Raw genomic sequence first — 13304 nt, 5'->3', positions numbered from 1 at the left:
AAATCAATACCATGGACGCATGCAACACTTGATACCCAAGATCGAGTCGCAGCTGGCCTCGCTGCCCGTGCCCATCGCACTGGAGCTGCCCGACGGGCGCCGGGTCGCCCAGGCGGGTTCACGCGTGACGCTGGCTTTCAAGGAGTGGTCGGTGCTGGCCAAGCTGGCCGGCCGGCAGGTCGGGGCCATCGGCGAGGCCTACGTCGAGGGCAAGGTGCAGATCGAGGGCGCCATGCGCGACCTGATCGACGCCACCGTCGGCCTGTTGCCCGGCAACCCGGCCGAGACCGACACCACCTGGTGGAGCCGCCTGCAGCGCCGCGCCAAGTCGCGCGGCTCGCACTCGCTGCGCAAGGACGCCGCGCAGATCGAGTTCCACTACGACGTCTCCGATGATTTCTACGCGCTGTGGCTGGACCCGCGCCGCGTCTATTCATGTGCCTACTTCCGCACGCCCGAGCTCACGCTGGCGCAGGCGCAGGAGGCCAAGCTCGACCACATCTGCCGCAAGCTCATGCTGCAGCCCGGCGAGCGCTACCTGGACATCGGCTCGGGCTGGGGCGCGCTGCTGCTGTGGGCGGCCGAACACTACGGCGTGGACGCCACCGGCATCACGTTGTCGAAGAACCAGCACGCGCATGTGCAGCGGCTCATCGAGGAAAAAGGCCTGCAGGGCCGCGTGCGCGTGGAGCTGCGCGACTACCGCGAGCTGCCCGACGACCAGCCCTTCGACAAGATCTCGTCGGTGGGCATGTTCGAGCACGTGGGCGCGGCCAACATGCCGACCTATTTCCACAAGATCCACACGCTGCTCAAGCCGGGCGGGCTGGTGCTCAACCACGGCATCACCTCGGGCGAGCTGAACTATCGCCAGCTCGGCGCGGGCATGGGCGACTTCATCGAGAAGTACATCTTCCCCGGTGGCGAGCTGCTGCACGTGACGCACGTGCTGCGCGAGACCGCGGCGGCCGGGCTGGAGATGGTCGACACCGAGAGCCTGCGCCCGCACTACGCGCGCACGCTGTGGGCGTGGTCGGATGCACTCGAGGCGCAGCTCGATGCCGCGCGCGAAGTGCTGGGCCGCAGCGGCGGGCGCCAGGGCGAGAACGCCGAGCGCATCCTTCGCGCCTACCGCCTGTACCTCGCGGGCTCGGCGATGAGCTTCGAGCAGGGCTGGATCTCGCTGCACCAGATGCTGTCGACCAAGCCCGACGGCAAGGTCGAACACGGTGCCTTGCGCGGTGCGCAATCGGTGTACCCTTTTGCCCGTGATTACATCTACAAATAAGTGAGGACCCCAACACCATGCTCTACCGCTTCAAATCCCGGGCCGCCCCAGACTTCGTGATGCTCGAGGTGCATGCGCGCCAGCTGCTCGACATCGTCGGCAAGCCGGCCGCGCCGCAGGGCATCATCACGGTCGAGCAGATCCCCGGCGCCATTGCCGCCCTCGAAGCCGCACTGGCGCTCGAAAGCAGCAAGCCCGCGCCGCACAACCACGACGAACACGTCGTCGAAGGCCACGACGCCGACGCCGAGAAGCAGCATGTCGGCCTGCACCAGCGCGCCGCGCCGCTGCTGCACATGCTCAAGGACTCGCAGGCCGAGAGCAAGGATGTGACCTGGGGGACCTGAGCCCCGACCTCAGCAAGTCACCCTGTCTTTTCGAGGAACACCGCGGAGCCGGCTTTGCCGGGCCGCTGGTGTTGCCCCCTGCAAGGGGGTTGGCGTAGCGACACGAAGTGCGCGAAGACTGGGGGTTAGTCCACCTTTGCGCCGGAGTCTTTCACGACCTTCGCCCACTTCACGTGCTCACTCGCAATGAGCTTCGTGAAGTCCGCCGGCGAATTGCCGCTCGGGATCGCGCCCTGGGCCAGCATCTTTTCCTTGATCGCCGGCGTGCCCAGCGACTTGGCCACTTCCTGCTGGATGCGGTTCACGATCTCGGGCGACGTGCCGGCCGGCGCCAGCAATCCGAACCATGAGCTCGCCTCGTAGCCCTTGAGCGCGGGGCCGCCGGCTTCTGCCACCGTCGGCACATCGGGCAGCGCGGGCGAGCGCTGGGCGCTGGTCACGGCCAGCGGCGTGAGCTTGCCGCCCTTGATCTGCGCCATCGACGAAGGCAGGTTGTCGAACATCAGGTCGGCGCTGCCGCCCACCAGGTCGAGCAGCGCCGGGCCCGAGCCCCGGTACGGGATGTGCGTCATGAAGGTGCCCGTCATGCTCTTGAACAGCTCGCCCGCCAGGTGGATCGACGTGCCGCTGCCGCTCGAGGCCATGTTGAGCTTGCCCGGGTTGGCCTTGGCGTACTTGAGGAAGTCCTGCACGTTGCGGATGTTCAGCGACTTGGCTTTCTCGGCGTTCATCTCCATCACGTTCGGCACGGCGGCCACCAGGGTGATCGGCACGAAGTCCTTGATCGGGTCGAAGGGCAGCTTGGGGTACAGCGCGCGGTTGATGCCGTGCGTGCCCACCGTGCCCATCAGCAGCGTGTAGCCGTCGTTGGGCGAGCGCGCGACGATCTCGGCGCCCACGTTGCCGCCGGCGCCCGCGCGGTTGTCCACGATGAACTGCTGGCCGAAGGCCTTCGAGAGCTCGGGCGCCACGGCGCGCGCCAGGATGTCGGTGGTGCCGCCTGCCGCGAAGGGCACGACGATGCGCACCGGCTTGGTCGGCCAGGTGGCCTGCGCGTGCGCAGCGCCGCCCAGCAGCGCGAGGGTGGCTGCCGCCGTGGCGACGAGCGCGAAGCGGCGGGTGGAGGAAGTGACGGAAGAAGAAGAGCGGGAGATGGAAGTCATGCGCGCCTTTGTACAGGGGGGCGCCAAAGGCGTCGCGAGTAAAAACCCCGGCCTTCGATGGACATCGCCGCTCAGCCCACCTGCATCCGCTGCGCGAACTGCGCTTCGCGAAAGCGCGCCAGCACGAAGTCGACGAACACCCGCGTCTTGGGCGGCAGCAGCTTCTTGCTCGGGTAGTAGATCCACACGGCGCCCGAATCCTGGTACCACCCGGGCAGCAGCCGCACCAGCGCGCCGCTGCGCAGGCCGCGCTCCACGAAGGGCATCGGCAGCATCGCCACGCCGAGCCCCAGCAGCGCCGCCTGCGCGATCGCCTCGGGGTCGTTGAAGATCGCGCGCGGGCGCGCCGGCAGGTCGACCATGGTTTCCTCGCCGTTCGCGTGCCGCAGCGTCCAGGGCCGCAGCCGGCCCGTGGGCGAGGAGCGGCGCAGCAGCACGTCGAAGCGCGCCAGCTCGGACGGGTGCGCGGGCAGCGTGCGCCCCGCCAGGTAGGCCGGCGCGGCCACCGCGACCACGTGGATGCGCGCCAGCTCGCGCGCCACCACGCCGGGCGACAGCGCAATGCCGCCGCCGATGGCCGCGTCGAAGCCCTCGCCGACCAGGTCGACCTGCTGGTTGTCGAAATGCCAGTCGGGCACGATGCCCGGGTAGCGCGCCAGGAAGTCGCCCATGAACGGCAGCACGTGCTCCCGCCCGAAGGCCTGGCCCATGCTCACCTTCAGCGTGCCCGAGGGCTGGCCGTCGTCCTGCGCGAGGCCGGCCACCGCGTCCTGCAGCGTGGCCAGCGCGCCGCCCACCTGCGCCAGGAAGCGCTCCCCGGCTTCGGTCAGCGTGAGCCGCCGCGTGCTGCGCTGGAACAGCCGCACGCCCAGCCGCGCCTCGAGCCGCGCCACGTTCTTGCTGACCGCCGCCGGCGTGAGCCCCAGGCGGCGCGCGGCCGCCGAGAAACTGCCGCCCTCGGCGCTCTGCACGAAGGATTCGAGGTGATTGAGCGGTTGCATGCCGCCATTCTGACGTTCATCTTCAACTTTGGGTTGAATCTGATCGGGCCGATTGATGGCTACCGCAAAGGGAATGGAATTCCGACACTGAAGGCCTTCCTCCTCCACCCGATCGGAAAAATCATGGCTTCCACCTCTGTGTCTTCCTCCTCCTCTTCCCCCGTCCTGGCCGGCAAGGTCGCCTTCGTCACCGGCGGTTCGCGCGGCATCGGCGCCGCCATCGTGCGCCGGCTGGCGCGCGACGGCGCGGCCGTGGCCTTCACCTACGTCAGCGCGCAGGCCGAGGCCGACAAGCTCGCCGGCGAGATCCAGGCCGCCGGCGGCCGCGCGCTGGCCATCCGTGCCGACGCCGGCGACGCCGCCGCGCTCACGGCCGCCATTGCCCAGGGCGCGCGCGCCTTCGAGCGGCTCGACATCCTGGTGAACAACGCCGGCGTGTACCTCGGCGGCGAGCTCGACACCTTCTCGCTCGAAGACTTCGACCGCACCATCGACGTCAACGTGCGCGCGACCTTCGTGGCCGTCCAGGCCGCCGCGCGCCACATGGGCGACGGCACGGGCCGCATCGTCAACATCGGCAGCATCAACGCCGAGCGCGTGCTGGACGCGGGCGCCAGCGTCTACGCGATGAGCAAGGCCGCCATCGTCGGCCTCACGCGCGGCCTGGCGCGCGACCTCGGCGCGCGCGGCATCACCGTGAACAACGTGCAGCCCGGCCCGATCGACACCGCCATGAACCCCGCCACCGGCCCGCGCGCCGCCTCGATGCACGACGTGATGGTGCTGCCGCGCCACGGCCGCGCCGAAGAAATCGCCGGCATGGTCGCCTATCTCGTGGGCCCCGACGGCGGCTTCGTCACCGGCGCCAACCTGAGCGTGGACGGCGGCTACACGGTCTGACCGGCAGTGCCTGAGTCGGGCGCGCGCTCCACCGCGCGGATCAGCGTGTCGAGCGTGTCGCTCAGACGGGCCAGCTCGCTCGCATCGACGCCCGCGAACAGCTCGGCCTCGCGCTGCCGGCCCAGCGCGCCGACGGTGGCGTGCAGCGCCTTGCCGGCGGCCGTGAGGTACAGGCGGCTGCAGCGCTGGTCGGTCGGGTCGCTGCGGCGCTGCACGCGCTGGTGGCGCTTCAGGCCCGCCAGCGCGCGGCTCACGGCCATCTTGTCCAGGCCGGTGAGGTCGGCGACCTGCGTGGCGCTGAGCCCCGGCTGCGCGGCCAGCACGGCCATCGCGCGCCACTCGTTCAGCGTGAGCTGGTGCTCGCGCCCCACGCGCTCATGGAACGGCCGCGCCGTGAGGTTGACGACCCGCACCAGCTTGAAGAAGAGCGGGTCCATGGCCGTTCGGGTTCGCGCGTGTCAGCCGGCCAGCTTCTTCGCCGCCGCCACGATCGCGTCCACGCCGACGCGCGACTGCGCCTCCAGCACCGGCGCGTAGCCGACCGGAATGCGCGGCGCGCCCAGCCGCGCGACGCGGCAGCCCGTGGCCTCGGCCGCGCTCGCGGCGATCTCGGCGCCGAAACCCGCGGCCTGCACCGCCTCGTGCACCACCAGCAGCCGCCCCGTGCGCGCGCACGACGACAGCACCGTCTCGCGGTCCCAGGGCCACAGCGTGCGCAGGTCGATCAGGTCGACCGCGATGCCCTCGGCCGCCAGCGCGTCGCAGGCCGCGGCGCAAGGCTGCATCTGCTTGCTCCAACTCACCAGCGTGAGCGCGTTGCCCTCGCGCACGCGCGCCGCCTTGCCCAGCGGCACGACCAGCGTGTCGTCCACCTCGCCGCGCACGCCCCACAGCGTCTTGTGCTCGATGTAGACCACCGGGTCGCCGCACTGCAGCGCCGCGCGCAGCAGGCCGTGGTTGTCCTGCGGCGTCGACGGGCTCACCACCACCACGCCCGGCAGGTGCGCGAACCAGGCCTCGAGCGACTGCGAATGCTGCGCCGCCGACGCGTCCCAGATGCCGCCCGGCATGCGCGCCAACAGCGGCACGCGGCCCTGGCCGCCGAACATGAAGCGGTTCTTCGCGGCCTGGTTCACCAGCTCGTCCATGCCGCACAGCGCGAAGTCGACCACGCGCATCTCGACCACGGGGCGCAGCCCCGCGAGCGCCATGCCCACGCCGGCGCCCATGATCGCGGCCTCGCTGATCGGCGTGTCGATCACGCGTTCGGCGCCATACTGCTGCTGCAGCCCCTTGTACTGGCCGAAGATGCCGCCGCGGCCCACGTCCTCGCCGAGCACGACCACGCGCGGGTCGGCGTCCATCTCCTGCTGCAGCGCGCGCAGGGCGGCTTCGGAATAACTCAGCGTCGTCACAGCCATTGGCCTGCTCCCGTGGTCTGCACGTCGGTGAAGGCGGCGCTCGCCTCGGGCCAGGGCGCCGCGTCGGCCACGGCCAGGGCCGTGTCCACCTCGTCGCGCGCGGCGTTCTCGATGGCGTCCAGCGTCGCGGCGGCCACGCCGGTGTCCAGCAGGTGGCCGCGGGCGCGCGCGATCGGGTCGGTCTCCAGCGCGGCCGCCAGCTCGGCCGGATCGCGGTAGGCCGCGAGATCGACCGACACATGGCCCTTCACGCGGTAGGTGAGCGCATGCAGTAAGCGCGGCCCCGCGCCGCTGCGCACCTCGGCCACCAGCCGTGCCGCGGCCGCATGCACCGCGAACACGTCGTTGCCGTCGACCTGCGTCGCCGCGATGTCCATCGACTCGGCGCGCGCCGAGGCGCCGTCGCCGGCCGTCATCGGGCCGCTCGCGGTCGTGGCGCTCCAGCGGTTGTCCTCGCAGACGAAGAGCACGGGCAGGTCGTACACGCGGGCCCAGTTCAGCGCTTCGAGGAACGGGCCGCGGTTGATCGCGCCGTCGCCGAAGAAGCAGACCGTGATGTCGTCGCCTCGCTTCAAGAGTTTTTGCGCATGCGCCGCGCCGACGGCGATCGGCAAGCCCGCCGCGACCACGCCGTTGGCGCCCAGCATGCCCACCGAGAAGTCCGCGATGTGCATCGAGCCGCCCTTGCCGCCGTTGAAGCCCGTGGCCTTGCCGAACAGCTCGCACATCATCCGCGTGAGGTCCGCGCCCTTGGCCAGCGTGTGGCCATGGCCGCGGTGCGTGGAGGTGAGGTAGTCGCTCGCGCGCAGGTGGGCGCACACGCCCGCCGGCACCGCTTCCTGCCCGGTCGACAGGTGCAGCGGCCCGCGCACCTTGGCGGCGCCGCCCGCCTGCTGGCCGTAGGCGCTGACCCCGCCCTGGCTGGCGGCTTCGGCGGCGTTCTCGAAGGCGCGGATGCGCACCATGACGCGGTACAGCGCCTCGCCGGCGCCTGGGGGGTTGCTCGGGTCCATCTTGTCTCCAACGCCCTGGGGATCGGCGCTTTGAGAAAAATCGTATCAACCGAGACGGATTCGACCTACCGGGCTAACCCTTCGACCCCCCGCCCGGCCTCTTTTTCGGGCGCGGGCTTCCTGTTCTCTTCTCTATTTATTCTTCTTATTTAAGTTAGTAGTAGTAGATAAGGGTAAACCCGCCCTGTGGACAGGGCACTTTTTCTCTTGCCTGACAACAACTTGTCACACCCCGGACACTGTGTGCTCCTGTGCTTTCGCGGTGCTATCAAAACAGGAACAACTTGGGCGCGGGCGTTCCCGCTGTGGATAACAGGGGGCTTGTCCGGAAACTGTCCCCAGAGTTTTCCATTTGTATCTGGAGCGGCGGTGCCGTCCGGGAATTCCCGGGTGCCCGGAACCCCCCGCCGATGGGATAGTTAGTTCGCCACTCAAACTAACTACCCCGGCCCACCGTTCTGAGGAGAGACACCGATGCAACTGACAACGAAACACACCCTGGCCGCCCTGGCGTTCGGTCTCACGGCCGTGGGCGCGATGGCGCAGACCGTGGTCGGCGTGAGCTGGTCCAACTTCCAGGAAGAACGCTGGAAGACCGACGAGGCCGCGATCAAGGCGCAGCTGGAAAAGCTCGGCGCGAAGTACATCAGCGCCGACGCGGGCGGCTCGCCCGAGAAGCAGCTGGGCGACATCGAGGGGCTGATGTCCAAGGGCGCGAAGGCGCTCATCGTGCTGGCGATGGACAAGGACGCGATCCTGCCCGCCGTGACCAAGGCCACGCGGCAGAAGGTGCCGGTGGTGGCGTACGACCGGCTGATCGAGGCGCCCGGCGTGTTCTACATCACCTTCGACAACGTCGAGGTCGGGCGCATGGAGGCGCGCGAGGTGCTCAAGGTCAAGCCCAAGGGCAACTACGTGATCATCAAGGGCTCGCCGAGCGACCCGAACGCCGACTTCCTGCGCGCGGGCCAGCAAGAGGTGCTCGAGCCCTCCATCAAGAAGGGCGACATCAAGATCGTCGGCGACGAGTACACCGAAGGCTGGAAGCCCGAAGTCGCGCAGAAGAACATGGAGCAGATCCTCACCAAGAACGGCAACAAGGTCGACGCGGTGGTGGCGGCCAACGACGGCACCGCCGGCGGCGCGGTCGCGGCGCTCACGGCCAAGGGCCTGCGCGGCATTCCGGTGTCGGGCCAGGACGCCGACTTCGCCGCGCTGAACCGCGTGGCACTGGGCACGCAGACCGCGACCATCTGGAAGGACTCGCGCGAGCTCGGCCGCGAAGCCGCCACGGCGGCGGTCTCGCTGGCGGCCGGCAAGCCGGTCGACAAGGCTGCGCCTTGGGCCGGCGGCGCCAAGAAGCTCTCGCTGTCCTCGCGCCTGCTGACGCCGGTGCCGATCACGCGCGACAACCTCGACGTGATCGTCAAGGCCGGCTGGATCAAGAAGGACGAGCTGTGCAAGGGCGTCTCGGGCGCGAACGCGCCCGCGGCCTGCAAGTAACGCCGCAACCACCGGCGCGTTCAGCTTCTCGCTGAACGCGCCCTCCATCTCTTCGCAACATGGCTTCCGGCCGACCCGCAAGGGCCAGCCGGTGGGCGGTTGCGCACCTGTAGTCCGTCCCGAGGGGGTCTGAAAAATGAGCGATCCAACACCCGGCTGGTGGCGCCGCACCGGCATCGACCTGCGCCTGCTCCTGATGTGCGTGCTGCTGGCCGTGATGGCGGTGGCGTTCAGCGTCATGTCGGGCGGCGTGTTCCTCTCGCCCGAGAACCTCTACAACGTCGCGCAGCAGACGGCGGTGGTCGGCATCGTCTCCACGGTGATGGTGCTGATCATCGTGGCGCGCCACATCGACCTGTCGGTGGGCTCGGTGATGGGCTTCGTCGGCGTGCTCATTGCCTACCTGCAATACACCTCGGGCTGGTCGTGGCCCACGGCCTGCCTCGCGGGGCTCGCGGTGGCGCTGCTGGTGTCGATCTACCAGGGCTGGCTCACGGCGGTGCTGGGCGTGCCGTCGTTCGTGGTCACGCTGGGCGGGTTGATGTCGTTTCGCGGCGCGGCCTTCCTGGTGGCCGACGGCAAGACGCAGCCGGTGAACGACGAGTTCTTCCAGCGCCTGGGTGGCGGCTACGACGGCGGCATCGGCGTCACGGCCAGCTGGGTGCTCGCGGGGCTGGTGGCGCTGGTGCTGTTCGGGCGCATGGTGCAAAAGCGCCGCGCGCGCCAGCGCTACGACATGCCGACCGAGGCGCTGTGGCTCGACGTGCTGCTCACGGCCGTGCCGGTGGCGGTGGTGGTCGGCTTCGCCTGGGTGATGAACAGCTACCAGATCTCGTCCAAGAGCGAGCCGCAGGGCATTCCGATTCCGGTGCTGATCTGGGCGGCGGTGGCGATCGTGCTGTCGTTCATCGTGCACCGCACGCGCTTTGGCCGCTACGTGTTCGCGATGGGCGGCAACCCCGACGCGGCGGCGCTGGTGGGCATTCCGGTGCAGCGCGTCACGCTGATGCTGTTCGCGCTGCTGGCGGTGCTGGTGACGGTGGCGGCCATCGTGTCGATCGCGCGGCTCAACGCGGGCACCAACTCGCTGGGCACGGGCATGGAGCTGTACGTGATCGCGGCGGCCGTCATCGGCGGCACGGCGCTGGCGGGCGGCAGCGGCTCGATCTTCGGCTCGGTGCTGGGCGCGCTGATCATGCAGTCGCTGGACAGCGGCATGCTGCTGCTCGACGTGCCCATCGGCAAGCGCATGGTGATCATCGGCCAGGTGCTGATCGTGGCCGTGGTGTTCGACGTGCTCTACCGCCGCAAGTTCGGGGAGAACTGACATGGCCGACATCGACAAGACAAAACCCCTGGTCGAGCTGCGCGAGATCCGCAAGGCCTTCGGCGGCGTGAAGGCCGTGGACGGCGTGAGCATCAACCTCTACCCCGGCGAGGTGGTCGCGCTCCTGGGCCACAACGGCGCCGGCAAGTCCACGCTGATGAAGATGCTCGCGGGCGCCTACCCGATCGATTCGGGCGACACGCTCATCGCCGGCGAGAAGGTCCACATCCGCACGCCTGCCGAAGCGCAGGCCCAGGGCATCGAGACCATCTACCAGACGCTCGCGCTGGCCGACAACCTCGACTCGGTGGCGAACCTCTTTCTGGGCCGCGAGAAGATGACGGCGTGGAACACGCTGGACGACCACTTCATGGAAGTGCAGGCGCGCAAGGTGTTCCAGCGCCTGAACAAGAACTTCACCAACATCCGCATCCCGGTGCGGCGCCTGTCGGGCGGGCAACGGCAGGTGGTGGCGATCTCGCGCGCGCTGTACTTCAACGCACGCATCCTCATCATGGACGAGCCCTGCGCCGCGCTCGGCCCCGAAGAGACGGCGATGGTCGGGCGCCTCGTCAAGCAGCTGAAGGACGACGGCGTCGGCATCTTCCTCATCACGCATGACATGCCCGACGTGTTCTCGCTGAGCGATCGGCTCGCGGTGATGAAGAACGGCAAGCTCGTGGGCACCTACCGCACGGCCGACGTCACCGAAGACGAAGTGCTCGGGATGATCATTGCCGGCAAGCGGCCCGAGGGGCGCGAGCAGGCGCACCACGCAGCAACCGCGGCCACTGCAGCGGCATGACATGAAGACCATCGGCGACCAGCAGCTGCTCAAGCGCCTGAACCGCAGCGTGCTGCTGCGGTTGCTGCGCGCGCAGCCGGGCTTGTCGCGCGCGCGGCTCGCGAGCGAAAGCGGGCTCACCAAGTCGACCGTGAGCCTGCTGGTGCGCGAGCTGCTCGACGAGGGCTGGCTCAGCGAATCGGGCGCCGCCGTGGCCGACGGGCTCGGGCGGCCGTCCACGCCGCTGCGGATCAACGTCGGCGTGCGCGCGCTGATGGGCGTGGAGATCGCCGTCGAAACGCTGCGCCTGGTGTGCGTCTCGCTGCAGGGCGAGGTGCTGCACGCGCAGGCCGAGCCGCTGGACGACGGTGAGCCCGCCCGCGTGTGCGCGCAGCTTGCGCGCATGGCGGCGGCGGCACACGCGCAGCTCGACGAGCGCGGCCTGCGCCTGTCGAGCATCGGCGTGTGCGTGCCCGGCGCGGTGGACGACTGCACGGGCGTGGTCCGCTTCGCGCCCAACCTCGGCTGGCGCAACGTGAGCCTGCTGCCCGCGCTCGAAAAGGCGCTGGCCGCGGCGGGCCTGCCGGGTGTCACCGTGCAGCTGCAGAACGACGCCGATGCCGCCGCGCTCGGCGAGTACGAGTTCGCGGCGGGCGAGGGCGAAGACCCGCTGATCTTCGTCAACAGCGACGTGGGCGTGGGCGCGGGCGTGGTGCTGAACGACCGCCTCTTCACCGGTGCGCAGGGCATGGCCGGCGAGATCGGCCACACCATCCTGCAGCTGGACGGGCCGCTGTGCTCGTGTGGCCGGCGCGGCTGCGCCGAGGCCTTCTTCGGTTCGCGCGTGCTGGCGCGCGAGGGCGCGGACATGGCGCGCGCCGCTGCGTTCTTCGGCGTGCTGCTGCAGAACCTGTGGGTCACCTTCAACCCGCGCGCGATCGTGCTCGGGGGCAAGGTCTGCGCCGAGCATCCGGAGTTCGCGCAGGCGGCGTTCGAAGGCGTGAAGGGGCATGCGGAGCGTGCCGGCATGCCCGCGCCGGAACTGCGCACGGCACGCTACGAAGCGCTTGCGCCCGCGGTGGGGGCGGCGGCGTTGGCGCTGCACGACTACCTGCGGCCGCTGCAGCCCGATGCGAAGGCGCGCCGCGCGCGCGCACTGGCGCGCGCCGGCGCCTGAGTCGTCAGTCCGCTGCGCCGCTGTCGTCGTCGCGCCAGCCGCGCAACCGCCGGTACAGCGTGCCGCGCGACACGCGCAGCTGCCGCGCCGCCTGCGACACGTTGCCGCCGTGCGCCGCGAGCGTGTCCTCGATCAGCTTGCGGCTGTGCTCGCGCAGGGTTTCGGTGGGCGGCACCGGCTCGATGTCGCTGGCGGGTGCAAGCGCCACGGGCGGCTGCGCCTGCACGTCGATCGCCACGGGCGCATCGGCTTGTGCGCTCGCCATGTCCGGCATCGCCACCGCGTGGCGGAAGTCCGCGCCGTCCGCGCCCTTGAGCTGCGCCTGCATCCACACGCCGAGCCCGCTGGCCAGCCGCAGCGGCTGCGCGGCCTCGCGCCGGCCCAGCCGCAGCAGGCTCGCGAGGTCGTGGCCCAGCAGGCATTCCACGTCGCGGTCGTCGGGGGCCTCGGGCAGCCGCCCCAGCAGCCGCGCGCCGGCGTTGTTGAGCCACGCGATGGTGCCGTCGGGCGCGATGCCCGCGAGCGCCTCGAGCGGCGTGCCCAGCAGCGTGGGGCTGGCCTGGAAGCGCAGGATCAGGTGGTCGCGCGACTGCGCCTGCAGCAGCCGGTTCTCGATGATGGTGGCGTGCAGCGCCACCATCGAGGCCGCGTCGAAGCCGAAGCGCCGCGCTTCCACCGTGAGGTCGAGCACGCCCGCGAGCCGGCCGCTCACGTCGCGGATCGGTGCCGCGGCGCATTGCATGTGGCACAGCACGTCGTAGTAGTGCTCGGCGCCGTCCACGGTGCAGGCCTGCCCGGTGCTGGCCACGATGCCCGGCGCCGTGGTGCCCACCACGCGCTCGGAAATGTTCACGCCCAGGCGCGCGGTCTGGCGCAGCACGGGCTGGTGCGTGCCGGCGGGCTGGCTCGTGACGTGCACCACCACGCCGTCGCGGTCGGTGAGGATCACGCGGCAGTCGGTGCCCGCGAGCATGTGCTCCATCTGCACGAGCTCGTGCCGCGCCACGTCCAGCAGCTCGCGGTTGCGCGCGAGCGTGGTGTGCAGCCGGCTGGGCGTGACGGCGTCGAAGGCCACCACGCGCTGCCGGTCGGCGTGGGTGCGGCTGCAGCGCATCCACGACTGGATGACCGCCTCGCCGACCAGCCCCGAGGGGCGCACGCCTTCTTCGAAAAACTGCTGCCGCGCCAGCGCCACGCGCTGCGCCGGCGTGCTGGCAAAGAGTTGGCGCGGCGCATCCGCCGTGCCGAGCCTGTCGAGCGCCATGGGTTCGCCACCTCTTCCGGGTTCAGGGACCCTCCCGAATGTGTTCCGCAATGGAACAAGGCTTGATTGGGGAAATCCCGGGGGTGAAGGCCGATGCCGTGCGAACGATCCTTGGG

General features: G+C 70.1%; 13 protein-coding genes. 7 read left to right on the top strand and 6 right to left on the bottom strand.

Features of this window, described 5'->3' with window-relative positions; translation table 11 throughout:
- Positions 1-19: 19 nt before the first annotated feature.
- Entirely contained in the window at positions 20-1288 is a 1269-nt protein-coding gene (locus tag AC1RGU_RS27960; protein WP_062474832.1) for a class I SAM-dependent methyltransferase, read from the top strand.
- Between the two features lie 17 nt (positions 1289-1305).
- A complete protein-coding gene (locus AC1RGU_RS27955; protein ID WP_070062980.1) occupies positions 1306-1635 on the top strand; it encodes a DUF1840 domain-containing protein in 330 nt (109 codons plus the stop codon).
- 125 nt (positions 1636-1760) lie between these two features.
- On the opposite strand, the gene AC1RGU_RS27950 is transcribed toward AC1RGU_RS27955, so the two are convergent.
- Both AC1RGU_RS27950 and AC1RGU_RS27945 read right to left on the bottom strand, forming a co-directional pair.
- On the bottom strand, positions 1761-2798 hold the full coding sequence (locus AC1RGU_RS27950; protein WP_095747153.1) for a Bug family tripartite tricarboxylate transporter substrate binding protein: 1038 nt from the start codon (positions 2796-2798) through the stop codon (positions 1761-1763).
- A gap of 71 nt (positions 2799-2869) precedes the next feature.
- Entirely contained in the window at positions 2870-3799 is a 930-nt protein-coding gene (locus AC1RGU_RS27945) for a LysR family transcriptional regulator (RefSeq protein ID WP_492699485.1), read from the bottom strand.
- 123 nt (positions 3800-3922) lie between these two features.
- Here AC1RGU_RS27945 and AC1RGU_RS27940 point away from each other — a divergent pair, with 123 nt between their 5' ends.
- A complete protein-coding gene (locus AC1RGU_RS27940) occupies positions 3923-4699 on the top strand; it encodes an SDR family oxidoreductase (RefSeq protein ID WP_369645539.1) in 777 nt (258 codons plus the stop codon).
- On the opposite strand, the gene AC1RGU_RS27935 is transcribed toward AC1RGU_RS27940, so the two are convergent.
- Genes AC1RGU_RS27935 through AC1RGU_RS27925 form a run of 3 tightly spaced genes read right to left on the bottom strand, consistent with a single transcriptional unit; the run spans position 4687 to position 7133 of the window.
- Positions 4687-5136 carry a MarR family winged helix-turn-helix transcriptional regulator gene (locus AC1RGU_RS27935; protein ID WP_070062984.1) on the bottom strand — a complete coding sequence of 150 codons (450 nt, stop codon included), beginning with the start codon at positions 5134-5136 and terminating at the stop codon, positions 4687-4689. The genes AC1RGU_RS27940 and AC1RGU_RS27935 overlap by 13 nt on opposite strands.
- A 21-nt stretch (positions 5137-5157) precedes the next feature.
- Entirely contained in the window at positions 5158-6120 is a 963-nt protein-coding gene (locus AC1RGU_RS27930) for an alpha-ketoacid dehydrogenase subunit beta (RefSeq protein WP_492699482.1), read from the bottom strand.
- Positions 6111-7133 carry a thiamine pyrophosphate-dependent dehydrogenase E1 component subunit alpha gene (locus AC1RGU_RS27925; protein WP_492699480.1) on the bottom strand — a complete coding sequence of 341 codons (1023 nt, stop codon included), beginning with the start codon at positions 7131-7133 and terminating at the stop codon, positions 6111-6113. Before AC1RGU_RS27925 ends, AC1RGU_RS27930 begins: the two co-directional genes overlap by 10 nt.
- A gap of 480 nt (positions 7134-7613) precedes the next feature.
- On the opposite strand from AC1RGU_RS27925, the gene xylF reads away from it, so the two are divergent.
- From xylF to AC1RGU_RS27905, 4 genes are all read left to right on the top strand, one after another.
- Positions 7614-8636 (top strand): D-xylose ABC transporter substrate-binding protein, encoded by a 1023-nt coding sequence (gene xylF, locus AC1RGU_RS27920; RefSeq protein WP_390349644.1) that lies wholly within the window; start codon positions 7614-7616, stop codon positions 8634-8636.
- A 136-nt stretch (positions 8637-8772) separates the two neighbouring features.
- Positions 8773-9963 carry a sugar ABC transporter permease gene (locus tag AC1RGU_RS27915; protein WP_070062989.1) on the top strand — a complete coding sequence of 397 codons (1191 nt, stop codon included), beginning with the start codon at positions 8773-8775 and terminating at the stop codon, positions 9961-9963.
- Between the two features lies 1 nt (position 9964).
- Positions 9965-10768, top strand: a complete 804-nt coding sequence (locus tag AC1RGU_RS27910; RefSeq protein WP_095747145.1) for an ATP-binding cassette domain-containing protein — start codon at positions 9965-9967, stop codon at positions 10766-10768.
- Between the two features lies 1 nt (position 10769).
- The gene (locus AC1RGU_RS27905; RefSeq protein ID WP_492699478.1) at positions 10770-11924 is read left to right on the top strand and encodes an ROK family transcriptional regulator; all 1155 of its coding nucleotides are present in this window, start codon (positions 10770-10772) and stop codon (positions 11922-11924) included.
- Positions 11925-11928: 4 nt separating this feature from the next.
- Here the strand turns inward: AC1RGU_RS27905 and AC1RGU_RS27900 are convergent, their stop codons facing one another.
- Complete coding sequence (locus AC1RGU_RS27900; protein WP_492699476.1) at positions 11929-13188, bottom strand: helix-turn-helix domain-containing protein; 1260 nt, start codon at positions 13186-13188, stop codon at positions 11929-11931.
- Positions 13189-13304 lie beyond the last annotated feature (116 nt).

Source organism: Variovorax sp. GW823-FHT02B07 (assembly GCF_058797695.1).
This window is presented reverse-complemented; position numbering and strand designations above follow the sequence as displayed.

Excerpts from the sequence above, each read along its gene's own strand:
- AC1RGU_RS27960 (WP_062474832.1), top strand. The coding sequence starts at position 20 with ATGCAACACTTGATACCCAAGATCGAGTCGCAGCTGGCCTCGCTGCCC.
- AC1RGU_RS27955 (WP_070062980.1), top strand. The coding sequence starts at position 1,306 with ATGCTCTACCGCTTCAAATCCCGGGCCGCCCCAGACTTCGTGATGCTC.
- AC1RGU_RS27950 (WP_095747153.1), bottom strand. The coding sequence starts at position 2,798 with ATGACTTCCATCTCCCGCTCTTCTTCTTCCGTCACTTCCTCCACCCGC.
- AC1RGU_RS27945 (WP_492699485.1), bottom strand. The coding sequence starts at position 3,799 with ATGCAACCGCTCAATCACCTCGAATCCTTCGTGCAGAGCGCCGAGGGC.
- AC1RGU_RS27940 (WP_369645539.1), top strand. The coding sequence starts at position 3,923 with ATGGCTTCCACCTCTGTGTCTTCCTCCTCCTCTTCCCCCGTCCTGGCC.
- AC1RGU_RS27935 (WP_070062984.1), bottom strand. The coding sequence starts at position 5,136 with ATGGACCCGCTCTTCTTCAAGCTGGTGCGGGTCGTCAACCTCACGGCG.
- AC1RGU_RS27930 (WP_492699482.1), bottom strand. The coding sequence starts at position 6,120 with ATGGCTGTGACGACGCTGAGTTATTCCGAAGCCGCCCTGCGCGCGCTG.
- AC1RGU_RS27925 (WP_492699480.1), bottom strand. The coding sequence starts at position 7,133 with ATGGACCCGAGCAACCCCCCAGGCGCCGGCGAGGCGCTGTACCGCGTC.
- AC1RGU_RS27915 (WP_070062989.1), top strand. The coding sequence starts at position 8,773 with ATGAGCGATCCAACACCCGGCTGGTGGCGCCGCACCGGCATCGACCTG.
- AC1RGU_RS27910 (WP_095747145.1), top strand. The coding sequence starts at position 9,965 with ATGGCCGACATCGACAAGACAAAACCCCTGGTCGAGCTGCGCGAGATC.
- AC1RGU_RS27905 (WP_492699478.1), top strand. The coding sequence starts at position 10,770 with ATGAAGACCATCGGCGACCAGCAGCTGCTCAAGCGCCTGAACCGCAGC.
- AC1RGU_RS27900 (WP_492699476.1), bottom strand. The coding sequence starts at position 13,188 with ATGGCGCTCGACAGGCTCGGCACGGCGGATGCGCCGCGCCAACTCTTT.